Annotated in this window: 15 protein-coding genes and 1 rRNA gene; all 16 read right to left on the reverse strand. The window is 63.4% G+C overall.

The genetic code is table 11. The features are described 5' to 3' along the window. Window positions 1-63: 63 nt before the first annotated feature. Window positions 64-984, reverse strand: a complete 921-nt coding sequence (locus tag ACMT3I_RS08385; protein ID WP_414804009.1) for an alpha/beta fold hydrolase — start codon at window positions 982-984, stop codon at window positions 64-66. Further along, the gene (locus tag ACMT3I_RS08390) at window positions 984-2,798 is read right to left on the reverse strand and encodes an ABC transporter ATP-binding protein (protein WP_414804010.1); all 1,815 of its coding nucleotides are present in this window, start codon (window positions 2,796-2,798) and stop codon (window positions 984-986) included. The genes ACMT3I_RS08385 and ACMT3I_RS08390 overlap by 1 nt, the downstream gene beginning before the upstream one ends. Next, a complete protein-coding gene (locus ACMT3I_RS08395; RefSeq protein ID WP_414804011.1) occupies window positions 2,795-3,709 on the reverse strand; it encodes an ABC transporter permease in 915 nt (304 codons plus the stop codon). The genes ACMT3I_RS08390 and ACMT3I_RS08395 overlap by 4 nt, the downstream gene beginning before the upstream one ends. Beyond that, window positions 3,706-4,686, reverse strand: coding sequence for an ABC transporter permease (locus ACMT3I_RS08400; protein ID WP_414804012.1), 981 nt, complete (start codon window positions 4,684-4,686; stop codon window positions 3,706-3,708). The genes ACMT3I_RS08395 and ACMT3I_RS08400 overlap by 4 nt, the downstream gene beginning before the upstream one ends. A 2-nt stretch (window positions 4,687-4,688) precedes the next feature. Next, window positions 4,689-6,380 (reverse strand): ABC transporter substrate-binding protein, encoded by a 1,692-nt coding sequence (locus tag ACMT3I_RS08405; RefSeq protein ID WP_414804013.1) that lies wholly within the window; start codon window positions 6,378-6,380, stop codon window positions 4,689-4,691. Between the two features lie 180 nt (window positions 6,381-6,560). After that, window positions 6,561-7,646 (reverse strand): LacI family DNA-binding transcriptional regulator, encoded by a 1,086-nt coding sequence (locus ACMT3I_RS08410; protein ID WP_414804014.1) that lies wholly within the window; start codon window positions 7,644-7,646, stop codon window positions 6,561-6,563. A gap of 63 nt (window positions 7,647-7,709) precedes the next feature. Further along, window positions 7,710-8,615 (reverse strand): site-specific tyrosine recombinase XerD, encoded by a 906-nt coding sequence (xerD, locus tag ACMT3I_RS08415; RefSeq protein ID WP_414804015.1) that lies wholly within the window; start codon window positions 8,613-8,615, stop codon window positions 7,710-7,712. After that, window positions 8,612-9,358 (reverse strand): NUDIX domain-containing protein, encoded by a 747-nt coding sequence (locus ACMT3I_RS08420; RefSeq protein WP_414804016.1) that lies wholly within the window; start codon window positions 9,356-9,358, stop codon window positions 8,612-8,614. The genes xerD and ACMT3I_RS08420 overlap by 4 nt, the downstream gene beginning before the upstream one ends. Further along, a complete protein-coding gene (locus ACMT3I_RS08425; RefSeq protein ID WP_414804044.1) occupies window positions 9,351-11,039 on the reverse strand; it encodes a CTP synthase in 1,689 nt (562 codons plus the stop codon). Before ACMT3I_RS08425 ends, ACMT3I_RS08420 begins: the two co-directional genes overlap by 8 nt. 17 nt (window positions 11,040-11,056) lie before the next feature. After that, window positions 11,057-12,751 carry a DNA repair protein RecN gene (gene recN, locus ACMT3I_RS08430; protein WP_414804017.1) on the reverse strand — a complete coding sequence of 565 codons (1,695 nt, stop codon included), beginning with the start codon at window positions 12,749-12,751 and terminating at the stop codon, window positions 11,057-11,059. 5 nt (window positions 12,752-12,756) lie between these two features. Continuing rightward, window positions 12,757-13,689 (reverse strand): NAD kinase, encoded by a 933-nt coding sequence (locus ACMT3I_RS08435; protein WP_414804018.1) that lies wholly within the window; start codon window positions 13,687-13,689, stop codon window positions 12,757-12,759. Window positions 13,690-13,693: 4 nt separating this feature from the next. After that, window positions 13,694-14,662 (reverse strand): TlyA family RNA methyltransferase, encoded by a 969-nt coding sequence (locus ACMT3I_RS08440; RefSeq protein WP_414804019.1) that lies wholly within the window; start codon window positions 14,660-14,662, stop codon window positions 13,694-13,696. Continuing rightward, entirely contained in the window at window positions 14,659-14,826 is a 168-nt protein-coding gene (locus ACMT3I_RS08445) for a hypothetical protein (RefSeq protein WP_414804020.1), read from the reverse strand. The genes ACMT3I_RS08440 and ACMT3I_RS08445 overlap by 4 nt, the downstream gene beginning before the upstream one ends. 10 nt (window positions 14,827-14,836) lie before the next feature. Next, window positions 14,837-15,868, reverse strand: a complete 1,032-nt coding sequence (locus ACMT3I_RS08450; RefSeq protein WP_414804021.1) for an HAD-IIA family hydrolase — start codon at window positions 15,866-15,868, stop codon at window positions 14,837-14,839. After that, complete coding sequence (locus tag ACMT3I_RS08455) at window positions 15,843-17,822, reverse strand: hypothetical protein (RefSeq protein ID WP_414804022.1); 1,980 nt, start codon at window positions 17,820-17,822, stop codon at window positions 15,843-15,845. The genes ACMT3I_RS08450 and ACMT3I_RS08455 overlap by 26 nt, the downstream gene beginning before the upstream one ends. A gap of 108 nt (window positions 17,823-17,930) precedes the next feature. Then, a 5S ribosomal RNA gene (rrf, locus tag ACMT3I_RS08460) occupies window positions 17,931-18,047 on the reverse strand. Window positions 18,048-18,050: the final 3 nt, after the last annotated feature.

Consider the following 18,050-nt stretch of genomic DNA (forward strand, 5'->3'; position numbering starts at 1 on the left):
CGGCGACATGGCCGCCAACGGTCAGGGTCTGCGAGTCAGGGACTGCGGGTCAGGATGTGCCGGTCAGGGTCTGCCGGTCAGCGTCTGGTCTGCGGGTCGGTTGCGCCCGGCCTCAGGTACGCCGGCCCAGAAGCTGTCGAGCGCGACAGCCGTCGCCACCGGCGCCTCCAACTGGGGCGAGTGGAATCCGCCCGAAATCACGCTGTACTGCGCACCGAGCCGTTCCGCCATGTCGCGTTGGTCGCTGATGGGCCATTTGTCGTCGAATTCGCCGTGGGCGATGAGCACTGCCAGCCCCGTGGCGGCCAGCTCGTCGACCCGGTCTTCGTGATGTTGTAACAGCAACGCCCCGGCAAGCAGATTCTCCGATGAGGTGTGCGCGGCACGAAGACGAATGAAGGCTTCTTGCTCAGAGAGCTCGCTGTCAGGCAGGCCGATGGTGTGGGGGTTGTCCCTGTTCCAGAGTCCGATGCTGCCAGAAAAAGTGACGGTGTCTATGGTGTCTTGATGGCGTCCTGGCCAGCCATGCGGCCCAGAGCAGAGCACGGTGAGGCTAGCGAACGAAAAGGGTGAGTCGATAGCGGCGGCAGTAGCCACTATCCCCCCGAGACTGTGTCCGACGAGGTGTACCGGCGCACCATCAACTGACGCGCGGCGCAGCAGGTCGGCGAGCTCAACGGCATCCGCAGCGAGAGCGCCCAGCTCATAGTTGTGCAAACCAGCGGGCGCAGCTGAATCGGCCTGACCGCGTTGGCTGTATGCCCATGCGTCCCAGCCACGCTCGGCGAGCAGCGGCAGAAATGTGGTGAAGTCTTCCTTTGACCCGGTGAAGCCGGGTACCACCAGCACCGTGCCACGCGCGGGTCCGTTGGCTGGCGCGTGCAAGGCGGTGAGTAGTCCGGGTTGCACGGTGATGCCCACTGCTTCGACACCGCGCGGGAGCCTTGCTGCGCCAAAACTTGAGTGCGGTTCGATGGTGTGCATCAGGTCCTCCTCGCTTTTCGTCCCGGGTTCGGCACGGCGTCGAGCAGCTTCATGGTGTATTCGTCGTGCGGGTGTCTGAGCACATCGGCGGTCTCGCCGCGTTCAACGACCCGCCCCTGGTTGAGCACCAGGATCTGGTCCGTGACCAGCCGCGCACTGAGTAGATCGTGGGTGATGTAGAGCAGGCTCAGGCCCCACTGTTCGCGCAAATCCTGCAGCAGCGACAGCACTCCAGCGCGCAACGACACGTCAAGCATCGAAACGGGTTCGTCGGCAATGAGCACCTGCGGGTCGCTCGCCAACGCCCGGGCGATTACCACGCGCTGACGCTGCCCGCCTGAGAGCTGATGGGGTAGCTTCGCCGCAAACCAGTCGACAGGAGTGAGCCCGACGACCTCGAGAAGCTCATGCACTCGTGCACGGGCAGCGTCGCCGCGCAGCCCGGTGAAGTTGTGCACCGGCCGCGACAGGGCGTACTCCACGGTGTGCAGGGGGTTGAGCGCCGCGTACGGGTCCTGAAAGACCATTTGAACGTCGGTGTGTAGTTTCCGCAGGCCACGCGTGCTCAGCCCTGTCACATCCAGGTCGCCGAAGTGCACCGAGCCCGACGTGGGCTTTTCGACGCCGGTGATCAGTTTCGCGAGCGTTGATTTGCCGCTACCAGACGCGCCGACCAGAGCGAGGGACTGGCCGGGTTCCAACACGAACGACACGTCGCTGAGCGCCTGCACGGCAGCTTCCCCACGACGAGCCGCCGGATAGGTCTTGAACACACCGTCGACCACGATGGCGGATGCTGCCGCCTTGCCCGCCCGTGCTCGACTGCCGGCCTCGGCGCGCGCCGCGAACGAGCTCGTCGTCGGGCCTGGCGTCGATGCACCAGACCAGGCAAGCGGTCCGCTTGCGGGCGCAGCATCGAAATCGCTTCGGCGACGGAACCCCGGCACCTCCACAACCTCGGCGCGCGGGTCTGCATAGTGGCTGAGCAGCATGCGGGTGTAGTCGTCCTGCGGTCGTTCGAGCACGTCCTGACTAGAGGCATCCTCGACAATCCTGCCCTCATGCATGACAAGCACGCGACTGGTGGCTTCAAGCACGACGCCGAGGTCGTGGCTGATCAGGATGGCAGTGAAGCCCTCCGATTCTTGCAGCGACGTGATGGTGTTCATGATCTCGTGCTGCACCAAGACGTCGAGTGCAGTCGTCGGCTCGTCGAAGACCATCAGCTGTGGCTCCAACGAGAGTGCCAGTGCAATGGACACACGTTGGCGCATACCGCCAGAGAGCTGGCTCGGATAGCTGCTGAGCACGTCAGCCGTGAGACCGACCTTCTCCATCAGCTCAACCTGACGGGCATCCCACTGCTCACGCTTCACGTGACCATGTGCCCGAAAGATGTCAGTGAAGTGGTGACGGATGCTGCGAACCGGGTTCAACGCGTTCATGCCAGACTGCAGCACCATCGCAAACCCGCCCTGGCGCTGGCGACGCAGGCTCTCCGCATCCAGTTCCTGGATGTCGTGCCCGCCGAACAAAATGGTGCCACCGCTCACGATTGCCGGGGATTTCAGAAGTCGGGTGAGGGCAAAACCCAGAGTCGATTTACCTGAACCTGACTCGCCGACGAGGCCGATGAATTCGCCGCGTTGCACGGTGAATGAGACATCCTGCACTGCGGGAACGCCCTCCGATCCGGCGGCCTGATAAACCACAGAGAGGTTCTGTACGTCAAGGAGCGGCTGCCGGGCGTCGTTACCGCGTGCGGCGTCTCCGGCGGGGCCGACAGGTTCGATAGTCGGGGTGATGGTCATCATGACTTCCCTTCACGGAGGCGCGGATTGCTGATCGAATCAACGCCGAAATTGATCAAGGTCATGCTCATAGCCAGCAGCGCGATGCACAGTCCGGGGGCAAAGAGCAGAATCCATTGGCCGGTGAGCAGAGCGTTGGAGTTCTGCGCCCAGTAGAGGATCGTTCCCCAGCTGACGATGCTTGAGTCACCGAGTCCCAAGAATTCAAGGCCGGCCTCACCGAGGATGGCGGCCGTCGCGGCGCCGAAGAAGCCACCGGTGATCAGCGAGGTCATGTTCGGGAGGATTTCGTGGAAGACGATGCGCCACGAGCTATCGCCAGAGAACCGTGCGGCCGTCACGAAGTCGCGGGTGCGCAGTGTTTGGGTCTGACTGCGCAGCACTCGGGCGCCCCACGCCCAGCCGGTGATCACGATCACGGCGATGATCATTGAGAGGCCGCCGTTTTGCAGGTAGGCGGCGATCACGATCATCAGCGGCAGGCCAGGTACGACGAGAAACAGGTTGACGATGAAGTCGATGACATCGGCGCCGAAGCCGCGGATGTACCCCCAGCTCAGGCCGATGGCGACGGCCACCAGGGTCGACAGGGTGCCGGCGATGAATCCAACGGCCACACTGATTTGGGACCCGTAGATGAGTTGGCTGAGCACGTCCTCCCCCGCTGCAGTTGTGCCGAACCAGTGCTCGGGACTCGCATCTGCGTTGCGGGGAAAACCGTCCTGCGATGCACCATACGGCGCAAGCCATGGCGCGAAAATGGCGACAAGCACGAACGCGGCCAGCATGATCAGCCCCAGACGGGACTTCCAGTTCGACCAGAGGGTGACTGCGACACGTCCCAGAAAAGCGAAACGGTGTGGGCGGGCGAGTGTGCCGGTGCTTGGCACTACGTCAGGCTGCATGGTGGTCATCGGCGAGTCCTTGGGTCCAGCACGCCGTACAGAATGTCGACGAGGAAGTTGGCGATGAGCACGCTCACGGTGATCATCAGGAAGAGTGCCTGCATCAACGGGTAGTCCTGGCCGATGACGGCGTTGAAGAGCAGATAGCCGATGCCGGGATAGCCGAAGACCTGCTCGACAAGCACCGAACCACCAACGACCCCTCCAAGCGCCAGGCCGAAGCCCGTCAGGTTCGGCAGGATGGCGTTGCGTGCGGCGTAGCGCACTGCGACGGTGCCACCCTTCAGCCCATTCGCTTCGGCAAACGTCACGTAGTCGTCACCGAGGGTGTTGATCATGGCGTTACGCATGCCCAGGATCCAGCCACCGAGCGACGTAATCAGGATTGTCAGGGCCGGCAGCAGTGCGTGGTAGAGCACGTCAACGAAGAAGGCGCCGGTCATTTCGGGAGACGCCGTCGGTCCATAGGCACCCGATGTCGGGAACACGCGCATCACGTAGCCGAAGAAGAACAGCAGCAACAGCGCCGTCCAGAAGTACGGGAAGGTGCTGGCGAAACTCCCCACGAGGGTGGGCAGAGAGTCCATCCAGGTGTTGCGCTTCCACGCCGCAAGCACACCGATCAGGGTGCCGACGATGAACGCGACGACGGTGACGGTTCCGACCAGAACGAGCGTGTACGGGAAGGCTTGCGCGATGAGCTCGGAGACCGACTGAGGATAGAAGGTGTACGAGACGCCGAAATCAAGCGTGAGCACCTGGTGCAGATAGGCGAAGTACTGTTCAAAGACATTTCCTTGCGGAGTTCCCAGCTGAGCTTCGATCGCCGTGCGCGTCGCCTCGGAGACTGGTCCGTTCTGCGACAGTTTCGCGATGGCCGCGTCCGCGGGCGAGCCGGGCATCAGCCGAGGGAGCATGAAGTTGAGGCTGATGGCCGCCCACAGGGTCAAGACGAAGAAGCCGAGTTTTCGACGAAGATAAGTCACGGTCAGTTCGCTCCGTTCTCGGCTAGTTTGAGGCGGGTCAGGATCAGCAGGGTGCTGGAGTCATACGTCTGCGGTGGCGCATACGGGTCGTCGGCCGATGGCCATCCGGTGAACTTGCCGGTGTTGTATAGCCCCCAGAGTCCGCCGTAATAGAGACCGATGACTGGCAGTTCGTCATAGACGATCCGCTGCAACCGATAGTTGAGTTGCGTCTGCTCGCCGACATCGGTCGTCTTCTTGTACGCGGCCAGGATCGAATCGACCTCTGGACTTGAGAAGCGCTGGTAGTTGCTTGTCGTCTGCGTACCGTTTTCCTGATAGAACTCGCTGGAGAGCAGGCTGTTGTACCCCTGGAAGAGGTTGCCGCCACCCATGCCGCCCATCGCCATCTCGAAGTCACCGTTTGCAATGGCCAGCTGGTAGCCGGCCGGCTGGGGAGCCTTGATTGTGACTTCGATGCCGATGGCACCCAGTTGCTTGCGCACTTCCTGTACCGCGCGCAGCCAATCGGCATACCCGTTGGCCGTGGTGATGGAGAACGACAACTGCGTGCCGGAGCTATCGACCATCGCGTCACCCGACCGCGTGTAGCCGGCGGCAGCGAAGGCTTCAATTGCCGCGTCGACGTCCTGAGTGATGATTCCGTCATTGGGGATGCTGGGATCAAGTTGGGCCTGCTGGTTGGGCAGCATCAACCCGGTTTGCCCGGCAGCCGTCATGTATTCCTCGGTGGCGGCGGCGGCGATTCTGTCGCGGTCAAGGGCCAGGGCGATACCCCGGCGCAGATCGATGTTGTCGAACGGTGCCTTGTCGAGGTTGGGTACCAGGCTGATCACGCCTCCCGGCGGAAACCAGTACTTGTTGTTCTCGTTGCCCGCCAGCCAGGTACCTTCGACGTTGCTCATATAGGAGTACGCCCAGTCGAAGCCCTTGGTGACCAAGTCAAGTTCGCCGGTCGCCGACGGCAGCACAAGATGCTTGATCTCTACCGCGTCTGCCTGCCAGTAGTTCTCGTTCTTGTCCATCGTGTACTGCTGCGACGTGAAGTTGCCGAGCGTGTACGGCCCTGTACCGATCGGGTCCTCATCTCGGTACATGTCAGGTGCGTCGATGTCTTTCCAGATGTGCTCAGGGAGGATCATCGTTTGCGAAATGATGGCGGATGCCGTCGAGTCGTCGTCGGTGAGATGCACGATGACGTGCTGCCCGGCAACTTCGAGCCGATCGATGTGCTGCCAGATGCCCTTCATGTCCAGGGTCGGAAATTCCTTGAGCAGGTTGAAGGTGAAGACGACGTCGGCTGGAGTGAACTTCTTGCCATCCGACCAGGTCACGCCATCCCGAATCGTGTAGTCGACGGTGTGCGCATCGGGAAGCGTCACGGCTTCGGCCAACCACGGCGTCTGCGAGCCGTCAAGCACGTTGGTGACTGTCAGCGGCTCATAGATGTAGCTCGAGGCTGTGCGCTTGTTGATCAGGTTCGGATTGAAGATCCGCTCAAAAAGCGGATTGCCTTTGTCTGCGGCGAGAAGCATCGTGTCCTGGGGAATCGATGGATCGGGTTCGCTCTTGATTTGGATGCTGCACCCGCTGAGAACTACCGCAAGCGACGCTGCGACGATGGCAAGCATCCGTCGTTTGCGGCCTGCGCCAAGAGCCCTGCGGGAGGAGGAGGGGAGGTGCGTCTCCGACACGTTGATTCCTAACCTTGCTGTCCGGCGAATCCTGCATCGCAACTTTGCGATGCACGCCGCATGTCGCTGAATTCGGGGCGTGAGGCCTCAAAGCAGCGAACTCGTTACCTACTGTATGCGCATACATTTTGCATTGCAAGAACGCAGCGCAAACTCGCGGCGGCCCCAGACGAGACCGATTTAGACCTCAGTGCTTTCGCGCAGCAATACAGTGACCGGCAGCCGCACCGATTCGGGCAGGCGGTCAGGGTGCTCGAGCCGATCGGCCATCAGATGGACCGCAACCCGCCCGAGGTCTGTCATGGGCTGCCGCACGGTGGTGAGCCGGGGCTCGCTCAGCCTGCCGGCATCGATGCCATCAAAGCCGGTAACGAGCACGTCGTAAGGAACGTTCACTCCCCCTGCTTTGAAGGCGTCAAGGATTCCAAGCGCCATCTGGTCATTGCCGCAGATCAAGGCGCCAGGCAACGCTCCCTCGGCAATCAATCGCTCGCCGAGAGCGCGGGCGTCATCCCGCTGAAAATCTGCGCGCAACAACGGAACGCTGGCCGGGTCGATACCCGAATCCTCGAGCGCCTGCAGGTAGCCCGTGTAACGCTCTGCATCGTCAGGAGACTCTTCCGGCCCTGCGACATAGACCGGGTCGAGCACCCCACGATCACCGATCACGTGCGCGGTGAGTGCACGCATCCCTTCGGCGTTGGCCACAGAGACGTGATCGAACTCGTCGCCGCTTCGCGGCCCGGCAAGCAAGACAACTGGGATGCGTTTCGAAATGTGCTCCAACACTTCGTCAGAAACGCTGCGGGCAAGGACAACGAGGCCGTCGACCCTGCCGGCCATGTCCCTGGCGATCATGTCGGGGTCTGATCCACGCCCAACGCCCATCATCAGCACAAGCCCGCGTCGCCAGGCCTCAAGTTCGGCGCCGCGTAGTACTTCATCGAAGTAAAGGTCGAGCGGCCTCGGATCACCGCGGTCTGGAATGTCGCGCACCACGTGAACTGCTTCAGGGGATCCCCACTCGGGATCATTCAAGTTTTCGGCAGCGTCGAACCCGGGAAAGAAGAGGCCGATGACCCCGGTGCGCTTCGCGGCCAAACCTCGGGCGCTGGCGCTTGGTACATAGCCAAGCTCTCGCACAGAGGCCAGCACCTTCGTTCGTGTTGCATCCCGCACATCGCCGGGGCGCTGGAAGACGCGGGAGACCGTCGCGATCGAGACACCGGCATGTTGCGCGACGTCGTAGACAGTCGGAGCTTTCACCGTGCCTCCGCTTCTCTCTCGTCGCTGAGATCCACACTGCCAGACCTCAGGGCTTCAACTCTACTAACGCGCCCTCGGGTGCGCCGTCGTATACATATCGCGCAGGGTGTCAGCGGTGACGAGGGTGTAGATCTGCGTGGTGGCGACCGACGAGTGGCCGAGCAGCTCCTGCACGACGCGCACATCCGCTCCCCCGGCGAGCAGGTGCGTCGCGAATGAGTGGCGCAGCGTGTGTGGCGACACCTCGACCTCAAGTCCGGCACGGTCGGCGGCAGCCTTGATAATCAGCCACGCGTTTTGACGGCTGACCCGCTGGCCCCGTGCACCGAGAAACAGTGCAGGCGTCGATTTGCCGCGCACCGAGTAGATCGGCCGCGCACGCACCAGATAGGCATCGATCGCCGCCCTGGCATAACTACCAACAGGAACGATGCGCTGCTTGTCGCCCTTGCCCGTCAGCCGCACGATGTCGTCTTCGATGACGTCGTCAACGTTGAGATTCACGACCTCAGATACGCGCGCACCGGTGGCATAGAGCAGCTCGAGCAGTGCCTTGTCGCGCAGCTGCTGTGGATCCTCGCCATCCGTTGCTGCCAGCAGCACACCGATCTGCTCAACGCTGATCGCCTTGGGCAGCCGGGACGCGAGCTTCGGCGGCCGGTTGTCGCGGGCGACATCCGTCTCAACCAGCGACTCCTCAAGCAAAAACTTGTGCAGGCCGCGCACCGTCGAGAGCACCCGAGCGATCGAGGATGCCGTCAGCGGCGACTCCTCCCTAGTGCCGAGATACTGCACGAATTCCGACACGTGATTGGAGGTGATCGCTGTCGGCTCGTCAAGCTCGTGCTCGACGAGCCAGCCCGCGTAGATCACCAGGTCGCGACGGTACGCCGCAACGGTGTTCTTCGACAGGCCCCGCTCAACAGCGACGTGCCGCAGGTACGAATCAACGGCCGTCTCAAGCTTCATGAACGTTCAGCAGTACCAGGCTCAGCGACACCAGGCTCCGACGTAGCCTCACCGGACGCAGCACTAGCCCCAGCCGACCTGTATGACGAGTCAGACCACGTACCGGGATGCCTCGGCCACGGCTGCTCAGCCGCCCCCAGCGTCGACCAGCCACGAGCCCGCGAAGCATGCGCAGTCATCACGGCCAGTACGAGCGACGGATTCTGCACCCGACGCGCGAGTACTGCATCCACACAATCGTCGAGTGGCACCCACCGCCACTCCATGTCAGCTTCCTCGGCTTCGCGTGCGAATGCCTCTGCGGTGGCGCTGAGACCACGGGCCACATAGATGCGGATGGCCTCGGTGCTGCCACCGGGCGACGTGTAGAACTCCGACAACACGTTCCAGTCGGACGCGACGAGGTCGGCTTCTTCAGCGAGCTCACGCTGGGCTGCCACAAGCGGATGTTCGCCCGAGATGTCGAGCAGGCCGGCCGGGATCTCCCATTCGCGTGCCCGCACCGGATGCCGGTACTGCTTGATCAGCAGCACCCGATCGTTCTCGTCGATGGCCAGGATCGCCACAGCGCCGGTGTGATCGACGTACTCGCGCACGATCGGTTCACCGTTGAAGTCGAAGGTGTCACGACGGACATCCCAGACCTTGCCTGCAAACGCAACCGCGCTGGACTCCACCGGGGCGAACGACGGTTCGTCCTCGAGTGAGTCCAGCGCGATCACTGGTTCAGAACTGTTAAGCATCTGCCTTGACTTCGAACAGGCGGCTGGCCTGCTGGCGGTCGAGGGCTGCACCCACGAGGCCGCGGAACAGCGGGTTCGCGTCGTTCGGACGCGAGCGCAGCTCGGGGTGAGCCTGGGTTCCGACGTAGAACGGGTGCTGGTCGCGTGTCAGCTCGACGTACTCGACAAGCTGGCCGTCAGGCGAGGTTCCAGAGAACCACAGGCCGGCTTCGGCGATCTGGTCGCGGTAGCGGTTGCTGACCTCGTAGCGGTGACGGTGACGCTCTGATGCCTCAGGAGCGCCGTAGAGCTCAGACACGAGCGAACCGGATGCGAGGGCTGCCGGGTAGAGACCGAGGCGCATGGTGCCGCCCAGGTCGCCGCCTGCAATGATCTCGACCTGTTCTTCCATCGTCGCGATGACGGGGAACTCGGTGTCTTCGTCGAACTCGGTCGACGAAGCGCCGGGCAGTCCAGCCTTGTTGCGGGCGTACTCGATGACCATGCACTGCAGGCCGAGGCACAGGCCGAGCGTCGGGATGCCGTTTTCGCGGGCGAACCGCAGTGCGCCGAGCTTGCCTTCGATGCCGCGTACGCCAAAGCCACCGGGAACGCAGATGCCGTCGAGCTCGGCGAGCATACGTGCAGCGCCTTCCTCGGTCTCGCACTCGTCAGAGGGAATCCAGTGGATCTTGACCTTGCTCTGGTGGGCGAACCCACCGGCACGCAGCGCTTCGGTGACCGAGAGGTAGGCGTCAGGCAGGTCGATGTACTTGCCGACAAGTCCGATGTTGACCTCGAACTTGGGGTCGTGCACGGCGTCGAGCACTGGCTGCCAGCCGGCCCAGTCAACGTCGTCTGCCACCAGGCCGAGGGTTTCGATGATGTAGGCGTCGAGGCCCTGCTCGTGCAGTGTGCTCGGGATGTCGTAGATCGACGGCAGGTCGACACAGTTGACGACGGCCGACTCTTCGACGTCGCACATCAGCGCGATCTTGCGCTTGTTTGAGTCGGAGACGGGGCGGTCGCTGCGGAGCACCAGTGCGTCTGGCTGGATACCGAGCGAGCGAAGTGCTGCAACCGAGTGCTGCGTCGGCTTGGTCTTCTGCTCACCGGATGCGTTCATGAACGGCACCAGGGACACGTGCACGAAGAACACGTTCTTGCGTCCGAGCTCGTGGCGCACCTGACGTGCGGCTTCGATGAACGGCTGTGACTCGATGTCGCCGACGGTGCCGCCGACCTCGGTGATGATGACGTCAGGGCGCGGTTCATCACTGGCCTGCAGGCGCATGCGTCGCTTGATCTCGTCGGTGATGTGCGGGATGACCTGCACGGTGTCACCGAGGTACTCGCCGCGACGTTCCTTGGCGATGACCTGCGAGTAGATCTGACCAGTGGTGACGTTCGCCGCCTGGTTGAGGTTGATGTTGAGAAAACGCTCGTAGTGGCCGATGTCGAGGTCGGTCTCAGCGCCGTCGTCAGTCACGAAGACTTCACCGTGCTGGAACGGGTTCATCGTTCCCGGGTCGACGTTGAGATAGGGGTCAAGCTTCTGCATGACGACACGGAGTCCGCGAGCCGTCAGAAGATTGCCGAGGCTTGCCGCCGTCAGGCCTTTGCCCAATGAAGAAACGACACCACCGGTCACAAAAATGTGCTTGGTAATGCCGTCTGAGTTGTCCGCGTTAGAAATGTTCACCACGGGCTTCAATCCTATCAGTTCGAGTGGGCGAGGGAGATCAGTTCGCGAGCATGTTCGAGCCCGCTCGCCGAATCGGGCAGTCCCGAAAGCAGACGCGCCATCTCTGCAGCACGCTCCTCGCCTTTCAATTGGCGGACGCTGCTGGCCGTGACTGCACCATCACTGTCTTTTACGACGCTCAGGTGATTGCCAGCGAATGCCGCAACCTGAGCCAGGTGGGTGACGACGATGACCTGGGCGGTCTCAGCGAGCTTGGCCAGGCGCCGTCCGATCTCGATCGCGGCTGCACCGCCGACTCCGGCATCTACCTCATCGAAGACGAATGTCGGCACCGGGTCTGTCGCGTTGATGACGACCTCGATCGCCAGCATGACGCGCGAGAGCTCACCACCGGATGCCCCACGCGCCAGTGCGCGCGGTTCGGCACCGGCATGGGGCTGCAGCAGGATCTTGACGCTGTCTCGCCCGGTTGTCGTGAATTCGTCATGGGTCTCGATCAGCACGATGAGCGAGGCGTCTGGCATCGCCAGCGCCGCGAGTTCGGTGGTCACGGCCTTACCAAGGGCTGCAGCGGCCTGCGTGCGCAGCTTGGTGATCTTCTCGGCGAGCTTCTCGACGATCACGAAGTCGGATGCCGTCTCCGCGGTCAGCTGATCGATACGGTCTGAATCACCGTCGAGTTCGACGAGTCGGGCGCTGCCGGTGTCGAGGAATTCGATGGCTTCGTCGAGCCCGCCAGCGTACTTGCGGGCCAGCGCACTGAGCTCAGCGCGTCGCTCCTGAACGATTTCAAGTTCGCGTGCACCATCGGCGTCGAGGCCGGCCAGGTAGCTCGACAACTCGGCTGCGATGTCGGCGATGAGGAAGCCGGCGTTGGCGATCGCGTCGACAATCGGCGGCAGCTGCGCGTCATGACCGGCCGCTCGCTCAAGCTGACGCCTGGCCGAATCGAGCAGGGCAGTGGCATCCGGGATGTCGTCTGGGTTGTCTTCTGCAGACAGCAGCTGCCTGGTCTGTGCCGCAGCTACCCGCAGCTCTTCGAGGTTGCCCAGTCGTTCGGCGCGCTCGGCGAGCTCGGTGTCTTCACCGATCTGCGGGGCGATGGTCTCCACCTCAGCGATCGCGACGCGCAAGCCTTCGGCCTCCGCTGCCCGCTGGTCGCGCTCGAGGATGAGGCGTTCAAGTTCGGTCTGGTTGGCCAGCCAACGCTTGTGCGCGTGCTGGTAATCGGTGAGTGCTGCGGCGAGCTTCGGTCCGGCAAAGCGATCGAGGGCATCGCGCTGTGCGGTCTGGGAGCGCAACCGGATCTGGTCTGACTGCCCGTGCACCACGACGAGTTCTGCTCCGAGGTCACCGAGCACGCTGGCTGGCGCGCTGCGTCCGCCGACGATGGCCCGGCTGCGGCCTTCGACCGATACGGATCGCCCGAGGATCAGCTCTGGTCCGTCGAGGTCTCCCCCTGCATCGCGCACACGCTCGGCGACGGGGCCGTCGGGATCGACGATCCAGCGGCCTTCAACCCAGCTCTGCGCCTGTCCCTGGCGCACGCGACCGGCATCCGCTCGTTCACCGAGCAGCAAGCCGAGCGCGGTGACAACCATCGTCTTTCCGGCACCGGTCTCGCCAGTGACAGCGGTGAAGCCGGGGCCGAGCGGCAGGGTAGCTTCGGCGATGACACCGAGGTCCCTGATGGTGAGTTCCTCAATCATGCAGTTCACTCACGGCCAACGGGCCCCCTCCAGCCGGTAACCGGCAGATCGAACTTATTGACCAGACGGTCGGTGAACGGGCCGCTGTGCAGTCGGGCAAGCCGCACCGGAATCGGCGAGCGGCGCACGATGACGCGGGCTCCCCTGGGAAGCTCATAGGCGCGACGTCCGTCTGCCCACAGGATTGCGGTGCCGTCGTTGCGGTTGAGTACCTCGACGGCCAGCGACGAATCGGGGCCGACGACCAGCGGACGAGCGAACAGCGCATGAGCGCTGAGAGGCACGAGCAGCATGGCGTCCAGGCTCGGCCAGACGACGGGGCCGCCGGCAGAGAACGAGTATGCGGTCGAGCCGGTCGGCGTCGACATGACGACGCCGTCGCAGCCGAACGACGAGAGCGGGCGGCCATCGACCTCGATCACGACTTCGAGCATCCGCTCTCGGCTTGCCTTTTCGACTGTCGCTTCGTTCAGGGCCCAGGTCTCGTAAACGACTTCGTTGTCGATTTTGACCCGTACCGAAATTGTCATGCGTTCTTCGACGAGATAGTCGCGGGCGAGCACCCGGCGCACTGCATCGCCGAGGTCGTCGCGTTCGCTTTCGGCCAAAAAGCCCACGTGGCCGAGGTTCACGCCGAGCAGCGGAACGCTGGAGCCGCGCACTAGCTCAGCTGCGCGCAGGATGGTGCCGTCTCCCCCGAGTATGATCGCCAGTTCGACTTCGCTCGCGGCGATTCCTTCGTCGGGCGTGGCGCTAAGGGTGGCCAGCGAATCGGCCAGGTCTGGATTGAACCGCAGTAGGTCATCGCGCTCGTCGGCCGCCAGCACCGGCGTTGCTCCGGCAGCAATGAGCTGCTCACAGACAGTGACTGCTGCCTCGAGTGAATCAGCGCGACCCGTGTGGGCGACGACGAGAATCGCGCGTGGCGTTGCTGTCATCGTTTCACGCTCCTACAAGTGCTTTTATGCGGTCAAGCCATTCTGTCGGATTGCTGCCCGATGTGCTGGTCAACCAGCACAGATATTCGTGGTTTCCTGCGCCGCCGGCGATGGGCGACTCGATGAGACCGTTGGTTTGCAGGCCGAGATCCCACGCTGCCCACAACACATTCGCAATTGCTTCGGAGCGCAGTGCCGGGTTGTGAACGATGCCTTCGCGGATGCTCTCCTTGCCCACCTCGAACTGCGGCTTGATCAACAGCACGAAGTCGGCGCCGTCAACTGCCGTAGCCACCAGGGCAGGCAGCACAGTGGTCAAGGAGATGAACGAGAGGTCACCGACGACCAGGTCTGGCCTGGTCTGGATACCGGATGCGCCCGCAATGGTCTCCGGGGTCGCGTAACGAAGGTTGAACCCTTCGACAAGCACGAGACGCGGTTCACGAGCGAGCGACGGCGCAAGCTGGCCGTGTCCCACGTCAACGGCGATGACCATCTCTGCACCGCGTTCGAGCAGCACCTGGCTGAACCCGCCCGTCGAGGCGCCGGCGTCGAGCACCGTGCGGCCGGCTACAGGAACGCCGAATGCGTCGAGCGCGGCAACAAGTTTGTGCGCGCCCCGGCTCACATAGTGATCCGTAGCTGCCACGTGGAGCATCTGTCCGTCTTTGACAATGAACGAGGCCTTGACGACGGGATTGCCGTCGACTGTCACCAGTCCATCGGCGATCAGCTTGGCCGCGACGGTGCGTGACCTGGCCAATCCACTGCTGGCCAGTGCCGCATCGAGGCGCTGACTGCGCGGGCGCTCTGGCGCCGTGTCTTCAGCGGCGTCCGGCTGCCCTGCATCGGCAGGATTGCTCGAGTCATTCGAGTCGGCAGAATTGCTCGAGTCGGCTGGGTTTGCGTTTGGTGAGTTCACTGAATCCATGGGGTTTGCTGCGGGAGTCTGGGCGTCTGAACTGTCACTCACGCGTCGACCGACCGTGGAACATCCGAGCCTTCGAGCGTGGCCTGCAGCTGATCGTGCAGCTGCGCGTACGCAGCTGCACGATCCTCAAGCGGCTGAGCCTCGATGACACTCAGTTGAGACAGCACGCCGTCCTGGTCATCGGTGGAGGCATCAGTTGAAGTCACAAGCCCTAGGCTACCGCCAGAGACTGAGTCGTTCGGGAACGTTCAGTCCATAGATGGGGCGGCCCGATGCCCAGATCACTGCGCACGCGGCGCGCAACAGGTTGATCCCGCCGTCGCCTTCAGCATCGATCTGAACGTCGTTTCCCTTGATTGAGACGCGAGCACCGGCGACCGTTGCAGTCGTCTTGTCCTTGGAGAACACCGTCTCTGGATACGTCTCGTGCAGTTCGCGTAGGTCGGACAGGAGGAACGTCGGACGCGACTTCGCATCGGCGGCCAGCACATGCTTGGCCTTATCGATACCGGTCAGCACCAGCACCGACGGCAGCCCGGCGCGATTGGCGCCGAGGATGTCGGTATCGAGGCGGTCGCCGATGAACAGCGGGCTCGTGGTCTCGAAGCGTTTGAGCGCTTCTTCGAAGATGGCAACCTCCGGCTTGCCCGCAACGATCGGCAGGCGGCCGACTGCCGTGTGCACAGCAGACACGAGCGTCCCGTTGCCGGGAGCGATGCCCCTGGCCACCGGAATAGTCCAGTCGGTGTTGGTGGCGATCCACGGGATGCCACCGCCCTCGACCTCACTGTGCAGCGCAAACGATGCCTCGGCCAGGTGCGCCCATCCCACCTCGGGCGAGAAGCCCTGGATGACGGCGGCCGGCTTGTCCTCAGCGGAGCGCGTGACAACAAAGCCCGCCTTCTCCACCTCGGTGACCAGACCCTCGCCACCGACGACCAGGATCGTCGAGCCGGCCGGTGCCTGCTCAGCAAGCAGGCGCACGGCGGCCTGGGGCGACGTCACCACATCACTGGCAGCTACAGTCAGTCCGAGCTCAGTGAGGTGATCGGCAACCGACTGATCGGTCCGTGACGCATTGTTGGTGATGTACCCGACACGCATGCTCTCGGCCGCGCGATTGAGGCTCTCGACAGCAAACGGGATGGCCGACGGACCGGCGTACACGACGCCGTCGAGGTCTGCCAGAACTGTGTCAATGCCGTCAAGCGGCGTACGAGTACTAATCTTCTTGCCCAGCCCGAGCATCCTTCTCCTCATCTGCATCCGCTGCTGCGTCCTGCGCTACGTCGTCGGTCGAGTCCTGAGTATCTGCTTCTGCTTCTGCTTCTGCTTCTTCATCGCCGACGGATTCAGCGTCAACCGCCTCAGATTCGTCGTCAGCATCCTCATCGGTCAGCAGCAGGGCGATTTCGTCATCGTCGCCCTCTTCTTCGATGATCTCGATGGTCTCGTCGTCGTCGGTCTGGTTGAGCGCGGCGTCTGCACGAGCAGCAAGCATGTGCCACTTCTCGGCTTCGTCTGTACGGCCGAGTTCTTCCAGAACCTCTGCGTACGCCATGAAGAGCTCAGGGCTGTACGAGAATGCCTTGCTCGCGTCGAGCTGCGGGATCTCGAGCTCGAGCAGCGCCTCTTCAGGCTGGTTCAGGTCGAGACGTGCACCTGACATCGCAATAGCTAGCGACACCTGCACTGCAGGCGGCAGTGACGAACGCTCAACCGAACGGCCGAGCTCGAGAGCGCGGTCGGGACGACCGACGCCGCGTTCGCTGTCAACCATCAGAGCAAGCTGGTCGTTGGAGCCCGAGATGCGGCGGTAGGTGCGCAATTCACGCAACGCAAGCGCGAAGTCGCCGACAGAATATGCGGTGATCGCCAGGCTCTCGCGCACGACAGCGATGCGACCTGCACGACGGGCAGCGGATGTCGCGTGCCTGTGCGCTTCTTCGGGATCCGTCTCGATCAGGCGGGCGGCCATCGCCAGGTGCTTGGCGACGAACTCAGCGTTGTCCTTGGTCAGCGTCTTCAGCTCGTTACGAGCGATCCGGTCGAGGTCCTTGTCGGACACGTCGTCGGGAAGCAGCGGGTCGTCGTGACGCGAACGCACCGGGCGCAGTTCGTACTGCATCCGCTGTTCGTCGCTCATTTCCTCCTGGTACTGAGCGTCGCGCGCCTCGCGGTCGTTGCGAGCTGGAGCGCCGTCGCGGGTCCAGAGCTTGCGATCACCATCGCCACCGGCTGAGTCACGACGCGGACGGTCTGAACGGACGTTCTCCTTGTCCCAGGGCTTGCGCTCACCATCGCGGCTCGGGCGGCCTGCGCCACCACGGTACGAGGAGTGCTCCTTGCGGTCGCCATCCTTGTCCCAGGGCTTGCGCTCACCATCGCGCGGAGCGCCGGAACGCGGTGCACTGCTGCGGTCAGAGTTCGGGCGGTCCGAGTTACCACGGTAGGCGGGACGTTCGCCATCTCGCGCCGGACGGTCAGAGTTGCCACGGTACGGGGCACGGTCTCCGGACGGACGATCGGAGTTGCCACGGTACGGAGCACGCTCCCCATCCTTGGCCCACGGCTTGCGCTCACCATCGCGCGGAGCGCTGCTGCGGTCGGAGTTACCACGGTACGGGGCACGCTCACCATCGCGCGGCGCGCTGGTGCGGTCAGAGTTGCCACGGTACGGAGCACGCTCGCCATCCTTGGCCCAGGGCTTGCGCTCACCATCGCGCGGAGCGCTGGTGCGGTCGGAGTTACCACGGTACGGGGCACGCTCACCATCGCGCGGCGCGCTGGTGCGGTCAGAGTTGCCACGGTACGGAGCACGGTCGCCCGAAGGACGATCTGAGTTACCACGGTACGCGGCACGCTCCCCATCCTTGGCCCACGGCTTGCGCTCACCATCGCGCGGAGCGCTGGTGCGGTCTGAATTGCCACGGTACGCGGGACGCTCACCATCACGGGCCGGACGGTCCGAGTTGCCACGGTACGGAGCACGATCACCGGACGGACGATCCGAGTTGCCACGGTACGGAGCACGCTCACCATCACGGGCCGGACGATCGGAGTTACCGCGGTACGGAGCACCGCCGGAGCGACCTGCGCCGCCCTGTGCGCCCCTCGAACGGTCGTCCCGGCCTGCGCCGGACGAGCGTTCATCCCGGCTGCCGCCGCGTGGGTCGTTGCCATTGGATCCTGAAGGGCTCACTGTATCTCCTGTGTAATTTGTTGTGCCGTACTGTGTTGCTCTTCTAGCGTACGGCTTAACGCAAAATGGCCACCCGTAGGGTGGCCATTTCACGTTTTTCTAAGTTAAGTCCGGCGGTGTCCTACTCTCCCACAGGGTCTCCCCTGCAGTACCATCGGCGCTGAGAGTCTTAGCTTCCGGGTTCGGAATGTAACCGGGCGTTTCCCTCTCGCTATAGCCGCCGAAACA

The organism is Leifsonia sp. A12D58, from assembly GCF_047530025.1.
Lineage (GTDB): Bacteria > Actinomycetota > Actinomycetes > Actinomycetales > Microbacteriaceae > Cryobacterium.